Annotated in this window: 15 protein-coding genes; 9 read left to right on the top strand and 6 right to left on the bottom strand. The window is 37.9% G+C overall.

Annotation, left to right across the window (positions count from 1 at the left end; genetic code table 11):
* Nucleotides 1–52 precede the first annotated feature (52 nt).
* On the top strand, nt 53–433 hold the full coding sequence (gcvH, locus tag B2107_RS12030; protein WP_293886491.1) for a glycine cleavage system protein GcvH: 381 nt from the start codon (nt 53–55) through the stop codon (nt 431–433).
* A gap of 64 nt (nt 434–497) precedes the next feature.
* On the opposite strand, the gene B2107_RS12025 is transcribed toward gcvH, so the two are convergent.
* The 3 genes from B2107_RS12025 to mqnB all read right to left on the bottom strand — a co-directional run bounded on the left by B2107_RS12025 (nt 498) and on the right by mqnB (nt 3,111).
* Nucleotides 498–1,253 carry a DUF6263 family protein gene (locus B2107_RS12025; protein ID WP_293955862.1) on the bottom strand — a complete coding sequence of 252 codons (756 nt, stop codon included), beginning with the start codon at nt 1,251–1,253 and terminating at the stop codon, nt 498–500.
* A gap of 106 nt (nt 1,254–1,359) precedes the next feature.
* Nucleotides 1,360–2,346: a pyruvate dehydrogenase complex E1 component subunit beta gene (locus B2107_RS12020; protein ID WP_293955861.1), complete on the bottom strand. Its 987-nt coding sequence runs from the start codon at nt 2,344–2,346 to the stop codon at nt 1,360–1,362.
* A 123-nt stretch (nt 2,347–2,469) separates the two neighbouring features.
* A complete protein-coding gene (gene mqnB / locus B2107_RS12015; RefSeq protein WP_293955860.1) occupies nt 2,470–3,111 on the bottom strand; it encodes a futalosine hydrolase in 642 nt (213 codons plus the stop codon).
* Between the two features lie 556 nt (nt 3,112–3,667).
* Between mqnB and B2107_RS12010 the strand changes: the two genes are divergently transcribed.
* From B2107_RS12010 to B2107_RS11975, 8 genes are all read left to right on the top strand, one after another.
* Nucleotides 3,668–4,081, top strand: a complete 414-nt coding sequence (locus tag B2107_RS12010; protein ID WP_293955859.1) for a 6-pyruvoyl trahydropterin synthase family protein — start codon at nt 3,668–3,670, stop codon at nt 4,079–4,081.
* Nucleotides 4,082–4,109: 28 nt separating this feature from the next.
* Nucleotides 4,110–4,739 carry a GTP cyclohydrolase I FolE gene (gene folE / locus B2107_RS12005; RefSeq protein WP_209576925.1) on the top strand — a complete coding sequence of 210 codons (630 nt, stop codon included), beginning with the start codon at nt 4,110–4,112 and terminating at the stop codon, nt 4,737–4,739.
* A gap of 238 nt (nt 4,740–4,977) precedes the next feature.
* Entirely contained in the window at nt 4,978–5,613 is a 636-nt protein-coding gene (locus B2107_RS12000) for an O-methyltransferase (protein ID WP_293955987.1), read from the top strand.
* Nucleotides 5,614–5,635: 22 nt separating this feature from the next.
* Nucleotides 5,636–6,160 (top strand): glucosaminidase domain-containing protein, encoded by a 525-nt coding sequence (locus tag B2107_RS11995; protein ID WP_293955858.1) that lies wholly within the window; start codon nt 5,636–5,638, stop codon nt 6,158–6,160.
* 22 nt (nt 6,161–6,182) lie between these two features.
* Nucleotides 6,183–7,016: a glucosaminidase domain-containing protein gene (locus B2107_RS11990; RefSeq protein WP_293955857.1), complete on the top strand. Its 834-nt coding sequence runs from the start codon at nt 6,183–6,185 to the stop codon at nt 7,014–7,016.
* On the top strand, nt 6,973–7,839 hold the full coding sequence (locus tag B2107_RS11985; protein WP_293955856.1) for a hypothetical protein: 867 nt from the start codon (nt 6,973–6,975) through the stop codon (nt 7,837–7,839). Before B2107_RS11990 ends, B2107_RS11985 begins: the two co-directional genes overlap by 44 nt.
* 23 nt (nt 7,840–7,862) lie before the next feature.
* A complete protein-coding gene (locus tag B2107_RS11980; RefSeq protein WP_293955855.1) occupies nt 7,863–8,900 on the top strand; it encodes a DUF3078 domain-containing protein in 1,038 nt (345 codons plus the stop codon).
* Nucleotides 8,900–9,766 carry an N-acetylmuramoyl-L-alanine amidase gene (locus B2107_RS11975; protein ID WP_293955854.1) on the top strand — a complete coding sequence of 289 codons (867 nt, stop codon included), beginning with the start codon at nt 8,900–8,902 and terminating at the stop codon, nt 9,764–9,766. Before B2107_RS11980 ends, B2107_RS11975 begins: the two co-directional genes overlap by 1 nt.
* Before the next feature lie 38 nt (nt 9,767–9,804).
* On the opposite strand, the gene B2107_RS11970 is transcribed toward B2107_RS11975, so the two are convergent.
* From B2107_RS11970 to B2107_RS11960, 3 genes are all read right to left on the bottom strand, one after another.
* Nucleotides 9,805–11,505: a sodium:solute symporter gene (locus B2107_RS11970; protein ID WP_293955853.1), complete on the bottom strand. Its 1,701-nt coding sequence runs from the start codon at nt 11,503–11,505 to the stop codon at nt 9,805–9,807.
* 94 nt (nt 11,506–11,599) lie between these two features.
* Complete coding sequence (locus B2107_RS11965) at nt 11,600–11,809, bottom strand: hypothetical protein (RefSeq protein WP_293955852.1); 210 nt, start codon at nt 11,807–11,809, stop codon at nt 11,600–11,602.
* 7 nt (nt 11,810–11,816) lie between these two features.
* Nucleotides 11,817–14,270: a PIG-L family deacetylase gene (locus B2107_RS11960; protein WP_293955851.1), complete on the bottom strand. Its 2,454-nt coding sequence runs from the start codon at nt 14,268–14,270 to the stop codon at nt 11,817–11,819.
* Between the last annotated feature and the right edge of the window lie 82 nt (nt 14,271–14,352).

Raw genomic sequence — 14,352 nt, 5'->3', positions numbered from 1 at the left:
ATTGAAGATATTTTGTAACTTCACGGCATTAAAAATCAAAAAATTAAATACAATGAATTTTCCAGCAGAATTGAAATACACCAAAGATCACGAATGGATTCGTGTTGAAGGTGATGAAGCAGTTGTAGGGATTACTGATTTCGCTCAACGTGAATTGGGAGACATCGTTTTTGTTGACATTAACACTGTAGGTGATGAAATTGCCGCAAATGAAGTTTTCGGAACAATTGAAGCTGTAAAAACTGTTTCTGATTTGTTTTTGCCTGTATCAGCTACAATTTTATCTGTTAATGAAGCTATTGATGCATCTCCTGAATTGGTCAATTCTGATCCTTATGGAGAAGGTTGGATTGTTCGTATTAAATTGAACAACGCTGCTGATGTAGATGCTTTGTTAACCGCTGAACAATACAAAGAAGAGATTAACGCGTAGTTTTAAAACTATCTATATGAAGAAAGGGACCTAATAGTCCCTTTTTTTTGTTCTAATTGATGGTTTATTGACTTTTTAATGTGGTCTTTATTTTGGCTTCCGGCATGTCTACATCGCTTATCATTTCAGTTGCCTTGGTAAGACAGGTTTTTTTATCCAAAACATAAAAACCTTGGAGATTGCCAACTTGGTTTGCATCAGGACCAAACATCTTTCCTTCCACATTTACTTTGTAACCAAGCTCATTTGCCTCTATTAATGTCATTTTGCTTTCTACCATTATTCCTGAATCATCAGATTCTGTTTTTGATGTCCATGAATCTCCGATGGTAACAGGTTGCTCAGGTAATACAGTGCTGATATTTTCGAACATACTTTTGTCAAACGGCATATTGATTCCTTCAGGTAATTTGATATCCGACGACTTACCAATTTGGTTTACATTGAAGGTTATATTGTTTTCTAGCAGCTTGCCTAAAGTCGCATGCATCTGCTTAGAAAAATCATTAGCTTCTGGATTTTTTGAGTCATATGACATGTCCATTCCCGCCATATTCATTTTCATATTGATTCCTGTGTATTTTAAATCAAATGCGAATAAATTATCTTTTGTTGCTGTATTGGTTATATCAAACCCCATATTGAGATCTGTAGTCATTTTTTGACCAGCGGCGTCGATGTCCATAGTCATACTCAGGTTTTGTGAAATTTTCTTTCCTGCATCCGGATTTACGCGTAGTGTATATTTCTGTTGTGCGGAAGCCGAGAGAACAAAGAAAGCAAATACCGCTATCAATGAGGTTATTCTTATTTTTTTCATATCTATAATTTTTATGTTTTTATCAGTAATAATTGGGCAATTTAAATATATAAAAAAATCCCTTCTACATGGTAAAAGGGATTTAGATTTTTATAAATAATAAAAATTACTTTTTGATATAAGATACTTCTTTAACAGCTTTTACAACTTTTTCGACGCTAGGCAGAGCCGCTTCGATTAACGTTGGAGCATAAGGAAGTGGTACATCGGCGCAATTTACGCGTATTACAGGCGCATCTAGATAGTCAAATGCACTGCGCTGAACATTGAATGCTAAATCTGTAGAAATAGATGCCAATGGCCATGCTTCTTCTACAATCACTAAGCGATTCGTTTTCTTAACAGATGCGATGATTGTTGGGTAATCAATTGGACGTACGGAACGCAAATCGATTAATTCAACGCTTACGCCTTCTTTTTTCAATTCTTCCACTGCAGGAATGACAACGCGAGGAAGCATTTTACCAAAAGATACAACAGTTACATCTGTACCTTCTTGGATAATGTTTGCTTTTCCAATTTCCAAGTAATATTCTTCTTCAGGAACTTGTCCTTTATCGCCGTACATCACTTCAGATTCCATAAAGATGACAGGATCTGGATCTATAATCGATGATTTTAATAGACCTTTAGCCTCATATGGGTTAGAAGGAACCACCACTTTTAAACCTGGCGTATTTGCGAACCAGTTCTCGAAGTTTTGAGAGTGTTGAGCTGCAAGTTGGCCAGCATTTCCAGTAGGACCACGAAAGACCATTGGAATAGAGAACTGTCCGCCACTCATTGAGTGGATTTTTGCGGCTGCATTGATCACTTGGTCAATAGCAACAAGTGAAAAATTGAATGTCATGAATTCCACAATAGGTTTTAAACCATTCATTGCCGCTCCAACAGCAATACCCGCAAAACCAAGTTCAGCAATAGGTGTATCAATGATACGTTTTGCGCCGAATTCATCAAGCATACCCTGACTCACTTTGTAAGCTCCGTTATACTCAGCAACTTCTTCTCCTAATAAAAATATTTTGTCGTCTTTACGCATTTCTTCGTTCATCGCTTCACGAAGTGCTTCTCTGAATTGTATTTCTCTCATCAGTTGTAAAATAGTGTCAATTTTTAGATTACAAATCTACTATTTAAAATTGATATTTTGAAGATTTGAACACGCTAATTGTATAGTTTTATGTCATTTTTTAATATGTAAATGACTTTCATATTAAATTTTTAAATATAAGTTGCTCAGATATTCCAATGTTTTTATAAGTGCCTTATTACTATTCATTATAGCTAACGGAATGTTCCACGTGGCACGGTTTCTTTTTTCTACGTAATTCGAAATACCACGAATCTCTATAACGGGAACAGCCATTTTGTCCGCAGCAAAGAAAACAGCAGCTCCCTCCATACTCTCTACGAGACTATTGGGATGGAGCTTTAGGATTTTTTCAATACTTTCTGTACGACCATGTACTTTGTTTACGGTAATGCCCTCCCCCTGCTTTAGAAATGGGAGGCGAAGCTCTTTGTCGGCTAATAAGCACGAGGAAAATCTGGACTTTCCGTAGCCCAATTGGTCTATTGGAATAAAGTTATGCCCGTCTTCTGCGCCAAGCTCAATAAATGATTCTGAAACTACTTGGATGACCGAACCTATTTCAACATGCCGATCCAAACATCCCCCTATTCCTATATTAATAAGAAGATCATATTTTTTTTCATGAAGTACTCTTCCTAGCGCAAAGGCTGTGGCTACCATGCCGACACCAGTAATGAGGGTATCGCATCGATCGTATGTTGATGCCACTTCCAGAAACGGCTGCAATTCAAATGATGTAGCCGCAACAACTAATATTTGCATGACGAACTTTTTTTGATGGAAAATTACGAATTATCTTGCATGCAAAAGTCTTTATATAACAAAATATAGTACCTGTTATTTGTCCAACTGACAGATTTGAGTTTTATTTATACAAAGGATGATTTGGTGTCAGCTAACGATATGATTACTGATAAGCTCAATGGAGCGTCATTGTTTTAGACATTCAAAAGTTAAGAGTCGCTATTAAATTATTATACATTAATATGGTTTCAATAGCTATTTAGTTTAGCTTTTAATTAGGGATAACAAAGGTTGAATCTAAACTAAACCTATTTAAATGCTAAATCATATCTAAAGAAAAATTACGTAAAAGAGCCAATATGGTATGAATACTGCTATTCTCCTAAAGCGTAAGCAAATGTTTGGTTTCAAATTTTTATCCATTCGTTGGCTAACAGGTTAAGACTTGGACTACGGAACTCCTATCGCTGTTGGATAAAGAATGGCAGAGGCACTTCATTATATTACGATATTCTGACGGCATTCCTCAAATTGAAATGTTAAAATTGCGCCTAAAGCCTTATCTTTGTATATTATGGTATTTATAACTCGTCGTGAACGTTTCTGTGCTGCGCACAAGCTCTATCGTGAAGACTGGAGTGAGGAGCAGAATGAACAGGTCTTTGGCCTTTGTGCCAATCCGAATTGGCATGGGCATAATTATGATCTTTATGTCACAGTTAAAGGAAATATTAATCCAGAAACTGGTTTTTTGATTGACCTAAAGATTATGAAGGAAATAATCAATGGTAGCATAATCGATAAGGTTGATCACCGTAATTTTAATTTAGATGTTGATTTTATGCAGGGTGTGATGGCTTCAACTGAAAATATCGCAATCGAAATATTTAAGATTCTAAAACCCTTGTTTGATGAGCAGGGAGTAATTTTACATAGTGTCCGTTTGCACGAAACAGAAAATAATTACGTCGAATATTTTGGCGATTAAACTTTAATACATTTAAATAGTAAAAACTATGAGTCAGCACTCATTTGACAACGAAGAGTTGGATGGATATATTAAGATCGACAAATACAATACTGAAAAGGTAGAACGAATCGCCTCTCATTATACCGATATATTGGCATGTCTTGGAGAAGATCCCAAACGCGAAGGTTTAGTAAAGACGCCAGAGCGTGTTGCGAAAGCGTTGCAATTTTTGACCCATGGCTATGATATTGATGCTGGAGAGGTGTTACGTGGAGCAATGTTTGAAGAAGACTATAGTCAAATGGTTGTCGTAAAAGATATTGAAGTCTATTCTCTTTGTGAACACCACATGTTGCCTTTCTTCGGTAAGGCCCACATTGCTTATATTCCTAACGGACATATTGTTGGATTGAGTAAAATACCACGTGTTGTTGATATTTTTGCACGTCGCCTTCAAGTTCAAGAGAGGCTCACTAATGAGATCAGGGACTGTATCCAAGAAACTTTGGGGGCGCTGGGCGTAGCTGTTGTCATGGAATGTAAACACATGTGTATGGCCATGCGTGGTGTACAGAAACAAAATTCTGTGACAACAACTTCTGCATTTACGGGAGCTTTTCAAAATGATGTAACGCGATCCGAATTTTTACGCTTAATCACAGCTGATCTTGCGTAAATTCTTTATAGTGCAATACTAAAAAAAGCCTTCTAAAATATCGTATTTTAGGAGGCTTTTTCTTTGGAGAAATTCTGATCTGAAATAAAATTTTAAATTGGAGATGTTGGGTTTTTATGCGTTTGAGGCAATTTTAAAAAAACGTCCTTTACAAAAGCTTTATTGTATTTAATTGATAATCAGGTTTTAGTAAAAAAAAGTTTTTATACTAAACATGTTTTTTGGTACCTTTGCGGTTATGGAAATTGTTGACAGCGATTTAGAGTCCTATTTGGAACATACTACAGACGGAGAAAATTCGTTACTGAAAATGGTAAATCGGGATACTTATTTGAAGGAAACAATGCCCCATATGTTGTCTGGACATTACCAGGGAAGAGTTCTTTCTTTATTGAGCAAATTGGTTGCTCCCAAGCGTATTTTAGAGATTGGAACTTTTACGGGATACGCAACTTTATGTCTCGCTGAAGGGCTGAAAGAAGATGGATTATTACATACCATTGATATCAATGCAGAGCAGCAGGAAAGGGTGCAAGGTTATTTTGATGAATCGCCATTTGCTGATAAGATCAGGTATCACATTGGCGATGCGGCGGTAATACTACCTACATTGAATGAAACATTCGATCTAGTATTTATCGACGCAGACAAGAAGAGAAATTTATTTTATTTCGAAACGATAATAAATCAAGTTCCGTCTGGGGGACTTATTTTGATTGACAATGTCTTATGGAAAGGTAAGGTATTGGATTCAAAACCAGACAACCAAACAAAGCAGATCATTGATTTGAATGCACGTTTAGCTCAGGACAAGCGCGTAGAAAAGGTGATATTACCAATTCGAGACGGACTTTTTGTATTACGCAAAAGGTAATTTGTGAACTAAAACATTCTTCATGAATTTAAAACAATTAAAAAGCTTTGTACTGGTACTAGCTTTGGGAACTTTTGGATTAACAAAGGTTTCCGCTCAAAGTAATGCGGCATATGTCGATAAGTACAGTCCAATAGCAAAAGAAATGATGGAGGAACATGGTGTTCCGGCATCGGTTATCTTAGCCATCGCCATGCATGAAAGCGGAAATGGTGGTAGCAGGGTAGCAAAGAATTTGAATAACCATTTTGGTGTCAAAGGAAAGAACAATAGTACCGTTATTCGGTCAGCTTACAAAGGTTATCGGTCTGTATTGGACTCGTACGATGATTTTGTAGGAATAGTGAAAAGAAAAAAGACTACTCAAAGTCTTTTTGATAAACATCCGGGTGAAAAATACGAAGCTTGGGTAAAAGCGATTGCTCGTTCAGGGTACTCCACGAGTAAAGGTTGGACAGCAAAAGTACTCGCTACAATTAGACAATATCATTTGGATATGTTTGATCATGATGCTAAGCAAAACAAATTCTCGTCAACTAAAAAATAAGCACTAAGCACAACATTACTGCATGAAGAAGTTTTTTTATGGCATGTTTGTACTCATGATGTTGGTTACATCATGTTCAAGTCGGAGGGGCACATTATCGTCCCCTAAATCTGGCTCCAGTTCAAAAACTTCTTCATCCCCTTCTGTTGGGCGGCCCACCATGGCGGGGAACGATTACATCAATCATTACAAAGAGGTAGCCATTGCAGAAATGAACAGATACGGTATTCCCGCCAGCATTAAACTGGCTCAGGCACTGCTTGAATCAGGTAATGGGAATAGTTATCTGGCGCGCGAGGCGAATAATCATTTTGGTATTAAATGTGGCGGAGTGTGGAAAGGAAAATCCGTAACCCGTCCTGATGATAATATTAATGATTGCTTTCGTGTTTATGACAGTCCCGAACAATCGTTTCGAGATCATTCTGAATTTCTGTTGAGGCCTCGGTACGCCGCGCTCTTTAAATTGGATAAAAATGATTATAAAGGTTGGGCTAAAGGCTTGAAAGCCGCTGGGTATGCCACCAATCCACGTTATCCTGAATTGCTGATCGAAATGATCGAAAGATATCATCTTGATCAATACGACCGCGGTGAATCGCCGCGTGAAAAAGTTGTTCGAGAAGAAACAGTGCAGGTAGAGATCGTTCAGAATGTACAAGAAGCTCCCCCCTCGGTTGTAAAAACAGAAGCCATCAAGAGCCCCGTAGCTATGCGTATCCATGAGGTTAAAGCTCAGGATACGTTGTATTCGCTCAGTAAGCTATATAATGTATCTGTCGATCAGATTAAGGCTTTAAATGGCCTTACGGATGATGCGCTATCTTTGGGTCAGCTTTTGGTTATATCTAAATAGTTATGCTTTAAAAGATGTTAAATATTTCACTTTTGTATCGCTATATAGTAGTTTTACGATAGTGATATTTATACGATATATTTTTCTACTTATTGCCATTGGGGCTTCCACTTCAGCACTTTTTTGCCAAGATAAAAAAGTGGAGGGTATTGTCTTTGATAAAAATACCAAACAGCGTATTGGAAATGTAAAGCTCGCCAATTTGCGAACAGGGGAGGTTAATTATAATACAATCAAAGGTGAATTTGTCTTTAATGCACAGTTAGGAGATCATATCGTAGCGATGAGTAAGGGGTACTTTTCAGACACACTTCTTGTAGATGAAAAGGGATTATTACTTTTTCATCTAGTACGCGAATCTTTTTATATCGAAGAGGTTCAGGTTTACGCACGCAAGAGTCCCGAAGAAATTTTGGAAAAAGCAAAAGTAGATTATGAAAAGGCATATCGTTTGGCAGGTTATGGTGATGTATTTTCTGTCGGGCCAAATGGTGCTGGTTTAAGCATCAATTCAATCTACAGTTTATTTAGCAAAGAGGCCAAACGAGCACGCCGATTGACTAAAACTATTGAAAATGACTATAAGGAAAATGTGATCGATTATAAATTTTCGAAGGAACTTATCAGTAAAGTAACTGGGCTGAATAGTGAAGAATCGGAGCGATTTAGAAGGATATTCAGACCCTCCTATTTCTTTATTCTTGCAGCAAGTGATTATGAACTGGCAAATTATATCAAGAATTGCTATTCACGGTATCAATTGAATCCTTCGCAATATTTTATTGAGCCTTTTCCAACAATTAATTTTAAATTAGTACCGTAAACAAAAAAATAGACGTTTTCAGAATGAAGTTATTTAATTTTGTCGGCATGGCTATGCTCTGCCTTTCTATTACTGGCTTAAAGGCACAGGATCTGAAAGATCTTAGAGCAAAACCAGATACTGCAATTTCTGTACAGAAAGAGCAACCTTTAAATATTAAAACCATTCGTCCTGTCGTTCCCAAACTGAACCTAGAAGTAGATTATTGGAAACATTGGACAAAATTTGGGATCAATTTAAATCAGGCATCATTTAATGATAATTGGAAAGGGGGCGGTGTAGGTTCTATTGCTGTTGGGTTGAATGCTAATCATAAATCGGATTATACCAGAGACAATTTCAATTTCGTGACTGAAGTTGATTTACGTTATGGAAAAATAAAGAACACCAATAATATTGCGAAGAAAAATAATGACCGTATATTTTGGGATAATAAGCTTTCCTATAAATTGTCAGCCAATTGGGCTTTGTTTACATCGGTGACCTTTGAGTCTCAATTTGACGCAGGGTATAAGTATAAAACGGTCAATGGTAGGGATACCATTGATTATATAGAAAATGCTTTTATGGCGCCAGCTTATTTGACGGAGTCTTTCGGTCTTGAGTACAAGCCCAGCAATGAGTTCTCGTTACGTTTTGGTACGGGTACTGCTCGTCAGACCTTTATTTTGGATGATCGTGTTAGACCTCGCTCTGGGGAGGGTTTTTTCGCAAAATATGGATATTATAAGGATCCAAACAATCCAAGTGTGGGTACCGGCGAAAGATTCGGTGTAAAGGAAGATCGTACTTTTGCAAATGCATTGGCATTCCAGTTAACCGCGAACTTGGACAAAAACTTCACAGATAAATTGAATGTAAAGGCACGTTATAATCTTTTTGCCGATTATGAGAAACTTTCCGATCCAACGCACCGTTTGGATGTAACCGTAACAGCGAAAGTTACCCGTGTAATCAATGTGAACTTGAATGGTATTATGATTTATGATCCGGATGTGATTTCCAAAGTGCAATTGAGTCAGTCCTTGGCCATGGGAATTGTATATAGTTTACCAAAATAATGATTAGACCTGTGTCAGTAGGAATATTACTGTGCTCATTGCTGTCTTTGGCAAGTTGTAAGTCGAAGGTACAGCCGGCGATTTTGAAACCTTTAATAACATCTGCTGCTTCTCCGGTGGTTTTGGAGCAGCAAATTGTGACGCAGCCGGATACCAGTTTATTGACACCAGAGGAAAGAAAGATCATCTTTTTACAGAAATCCGGAAGCCATTCTTATTGGCGTCAAGAAGAGGCTATTCATTATGATGTACGCAAGCCAAATTTTGTTATTATCCACCACACCGCGCAAGACAGCATCGGTCAGACAATTAAAACTTTTCAGATCCCGAGGACTAAAGTGAGTTCACATTATGTTATCGGCCGAAATGGAGAGATTATACAAATGTTAAATGATTATGTACGCTCTTGGCATGCTGGGGTTGCTAAATGGGGCTCTATCGTAGATATGAACTCATGTTCTATTGGTATTGAGCTGGATAATAATGGTCGAGAACCTTTTCCTGATGCACAAATTAATTCGTTGATGACGGTGCTGGATACCTTGAAATCTCGCTATTTAATACCGACAAATAATTTTATTGGCCATGCTGATATTGCACCGGCAAGGAAGAACGATCCAAGTGTGTTTTTTCCCTGGAAAAAGCTGGCGGACCGGGGTTTTGGAATTTGGTATGATGAAGGGCAGCTTGTCGCCCCCCCAGATGGTTTTAATGCGATAGATGCGCTTAAAATTATCGGGTACGATACGTCTAATCTTAAAGCAGCGATTGTTGCCTTTAAAAGAAAGTTCATTGTAAGAGATACAACTCCTGAGCTGACCATATACGATAAGAGCGTATTGTACAACATTTATAGAAAATATTAAACTTGTACGATCAATCGTTTTATTTTATTGTGGATAGATTATATCGTCTTCCAATTCGCTTTTTTTATTCCCAGTTCAAAGAGATAAGCGATCAGCATAACGGCCAGACAGCCGATAAGGTTTAACCATAGAAACGGTATTTTATCCATTAACCAAATACCAATTACGATCACTTCTGAAAGTATGGCGGCAATAAAAACTGCATTGCCCCTGATTTTTCTCATATAGAAGGCTACGATAAAAATACCTAGGATCGTACCATAGAATAACGAACCTAAGATATTGACTGCTTCGAGAAGATTACCTAACCTATTCGCATATAAGGCTACCAGGATAGTAAATATGCCCCAAATCAGTGTAAATAGACGAGACCATAGTAGGTCTTGTTTTTCAGATGATTTGCGGTTAATAAATCTTTTGTAAATATCAATTGTTGTGGTAGAAGACAGTGAGTTAATAGCACTTGCAGTCGATCCCATTGATGCGAGAAAGATAACTGCTATGAGCAACCCGATTAACCCTTTGGGAAATACAGTGGTTACGAAAGAAAGGAACACATAATTATTGTCGTTCGTTTCCGCACTGGGATTGTTTTTTTTAATCAAGTCTATGGTTCGGTCTTTAACCTGCTGCATTTCCACATTTAATTGGCCCAATGTTGTGCGAGCATGAGCAATACTTTTTTTGTCATCCTGCTCTAAGGCTATATTAAGCTGCTGAACTGCAGATTCACGCGTTTTAAACAATTCGTTATGTTTCTGTTCGAAGATTTTATACTCCGGAGCGTATTTACTTTCCTTGAGGTTTTTGACTTCAACTTGGTTAAAAAAGATAGGCGGCTGATGGAACTGATAATAGGCAAATACAAGTATTCCGATCAGGAGAATTGCAAATTGCATAGGTATCTTCAATAAACCATTCATAATTAATCCCATCCGGCTTTCTTTGATGGAAGCTCCAGTTAAATACCTTCCGACTTGGCTCTGATCTGTTCCAAAATAAGAAAGCTGTAGAAAAAAGCCTCCAATTAACCCTGTCCAAATTGTATAGTTATTGTTCAGATCAAAAGTAAAATCCAGCGCATTTGTTTTACCTGATTTTCCTGCTATATGCAATGCTTTTGAAAGGCCAATATCTCGTGGTAGCAGATGGATGACCAATATCCCAGCGATAAGTAAAGAGGCAAAAATAATGCTCATTTGGAGCAATTGTGTATGGGATACAGCTTTGGTTCCGCCATAAGTTGTATAGATGACAACAAAACTTCCGATGGCCAAGGTGGTCCAGGTCAGGTCAATATGTAGTATGGTCGATATGATCAGCGCAGGAGCAAATATGGTAATACCTGTTGAAATACCGCGTTGAATGAGGAAGAGAATAGCGGTGAGGCCTCTGGTTCTTACATCAAAGCGTTTTTCTAGAAATTCGTAGGCTGTAAATACTTTAAGCTTATGAAAAATAGGGATAAATGTTATGCAGAGGACAATCATGGCCAGAGGTAGGCCGAAATAGAATTGAACGAAACTCATTCCTGAAGAATAAGCTAGTCCAGGTGCAGAAAGGAAAGTAATGGCGCTTGCTTGAGTCGCCATTACTGAAAATCCGACGTGATACCAAGGTAAAGAACGATTACCCAGAAGGTATCCATCAATATTTTTTATGCCTCTACTCTTGTAAACGCCATACACAACGATAACAAAGAGTGTCAAAAATAAAACGATCCAATCTGCTGTACTCATGAATAGTTGTTCGTGAAAATGTACAGAAAAAGGATGAATACAAATAGCCAGATAACGACCAACCAATAGAAACGTTTCCAGCTATTCATCGTTGTTATCTATCGGAAGGCTTCTGAGGATAGATAACGCTATTAAAAATAGCCGCAATAACTAATCCGACAGCGGCACCTCCAAAGATGCTTAAAAATGTCTCGTTTGCAGTGAACCCAATTAATGCACCAAATACTACAGCAACTAAAAGAATGATTCCTTTTGCTTTGCCAGCATCAATTGTCGTGCAGCTGTTGTCAATCTGATTTTCCATTATTCTATTATTTTGATTTTGATAACAAATTTACAAATAATCTGTAAGCTCCGGGAATTCCAGCAGGTAATTGTCTGAAAAAAGACAGAGATGTATAAACAAATTTACCTTTTCCATAGGGTGCAACTAGTAATGATCCATTATGCAATGCCTCTCCCGGGTCTTGCATGGTAATAGGCGTACGATATCTTTTATCAATTTCTTCGGCAAAATATAGTCCCCGCTCCTGTACCCAGTGTTCAAAGTCAGCTTCGCTGATTTTGTTTGGGTAATTGAAAATGGGATCGTTTTTATCAAAATGTACTGTTGCTTTTTCGTCCGTTACCCGGCTTCTGCTGATACTAAAAGGAAAGGGACCAAAGTTTTTTGCTATCATTCCGTTATTTACATTGTATTGTTCTAGAACTGTCCCCCCCATTTTCACATACGCAAGTACTTTATTTTGAAGCTGTGCAATCTGTTTATTGACGTTGAATATTCGTACACCAAATATTACGGCGTCATAGGTGGAAAGATCTGCTTTTAACGCCTGCTCGTTACTTAGCACATCAACTTTTATACCAATGGAAACAAGCGATTCAGGAATTAGATCCCCTGCCCCATGAATGTATGCGACGTTCTTTACGTCGTTGATCAGGCTGATGTTGCTCATTTTTATAGCCGCATCTGGGAAATAAACGATATCAGGAATATGGTTGTAATCGATGGACTTTACCTCTTTCAAGCGTTCTTTACTATTAAAAATAAACCCAAGGGTATCTATGGAAGATTGCGTAGCATCGGATGGTTTTATGCTGATTTCCTTTGAGATTATACGTTCATTTTCTTTAAAAGATAAATCAAAAGATACTGGTAAAATTTCCCAGCCTTTTGGTATGTTTGGTTTTACGTGAAATGTAGTAGCGCCTATTTTTCCGTTTTTCTGAAAAGTCAGATTTACTTTGACCGTTCCGGCATTTTGTGTGAGCGCCAGAGAACTCGAACTTTTAGCGGTTAATGGTGGTAGGATTACGATGGGGTTGTAGATTTCACCACGGACAGGGTCGGTATATCTATACTTTATCAGCTGATTGATTGTAATAGGCTGGCCATTGATCCGAATCTCAATAGATACACTTGGAGCATCAGGATTTTCGGGATATCCAGTAAGATTAAAATCACTAATATTAAATTTACCTTTTCCATGCGGTTCCATCAGCCAGTAGGGTTGTGTTGTCCTATCGGCGATGATAAGCATAGTGTCCTTTTGCAATCTATTTGTTTTCAATGTATTACGAATGCTATTTCCGTTTAGCTGAGTCAGCTCAACTGTTATATTCGGACGGCGGACAATAATAGAATGATCCACTTTTATCTCCTCTCCCAAGGCATAGGATGAATTCCTAGCAACACTTTCGAACCAAATTCCACCACAAGCAAGAATCAGTTTTTCAACTTCCTTTTTCTTCTGCGTTTTCCAGTACTCATCATCAATTTCATCCAGTATGTTGTATAGTTTGATCAGTTCGTTAATGATCAATTCCGGTTTATCAATTTGATATATCTGATTAATGTGATCAATTAATGGTTGGACTTTATTGCCGTTTTTCACTCTTTTCCAAGAAGTTTCTACATCATCCAGTAGTGTCTTTTCCGCAGGTACACCGTCGACGAATTCAAAATATTCAATTGATGAGCCGCGTTGGCTTGCCGACCCGAAGCCTTGACTTTTGTGTGAAGAGCGGCTGTGGGCAGCAATCTCGCCATAAGAGGCTCCTAATAGCGTATTGTAATCTCCAATATCTATTTTTAACTGATCTTCACGAGTATTGTTTTGACCGCCAAAATTTGCGGTATTCCAAAGGAGACGTTTCGCCTGCCAAGGACTTACAAATTGAAGTTGCTCTGAAAATTGATTAGGATCTGCAGCGGCTTTAAAAGCTTCTTGCGCTAGAATAGCGGAAGCTTGATGATGGCCATGGCCACCCCTTGAATCGGGAGGAAAACGTGTAATAATTACATCGGGCCTAAATTTTCTGATGATCCATACGGCCTCTCCAAGAACACGTTTTTTATCCCAAAATTCGAAAGTTTCTTCTGGGGTCTTCGAGAATCCGAAGTCATAGGCAGAGGAAAAAAATTGTTCACCTTTGTCAATTTTTCGAGCAGCCAGTAATTCTTGCGTTCGTATCAAGCCAAGTTCAATACCCTGTTCTGTTCCGATCAGATTTTGTCCACCATCGCCTCTAGTTAACGATAAGTAAGCTGTTTTATATTTTTTTTCTTGGGCTAACCATGCAATCAATCGCGTATTTTCGTCATCGGGGTGTGCCGCAAAATAGAGTACCGATCCCAATGTGTTAAGTTTTTCCAGATTAAGTTTTATTTCAGCAGCATCCCACTGTGGGTTTTGTGCTTTAACGCTTGAAGTTGACAAGATACCCGCCAAAATTATGATAACAGAGATAAAAGGTCTTCGCATTTTTAAAGATAAAGATTTTGCTCAACAACAGATTGTTGATTATTGTAATTTTATTGAAAGCCTTTATAATGTTTGATTGATC

The organism is Sphingobacterium sp. UBA7855, assembly GCA_002500745.1.
Classification (GTDB): domain Bacteria; phylum Bacteroidota; class Bacteroidia; order Sphingobacteriales; family Sphingobacteriaceae; genus Sphingobacterium.
Note: the sequence above shows the minus strand (reverse complement) of the source record. Positions and strands in the feature narration are given on the sequence as shown.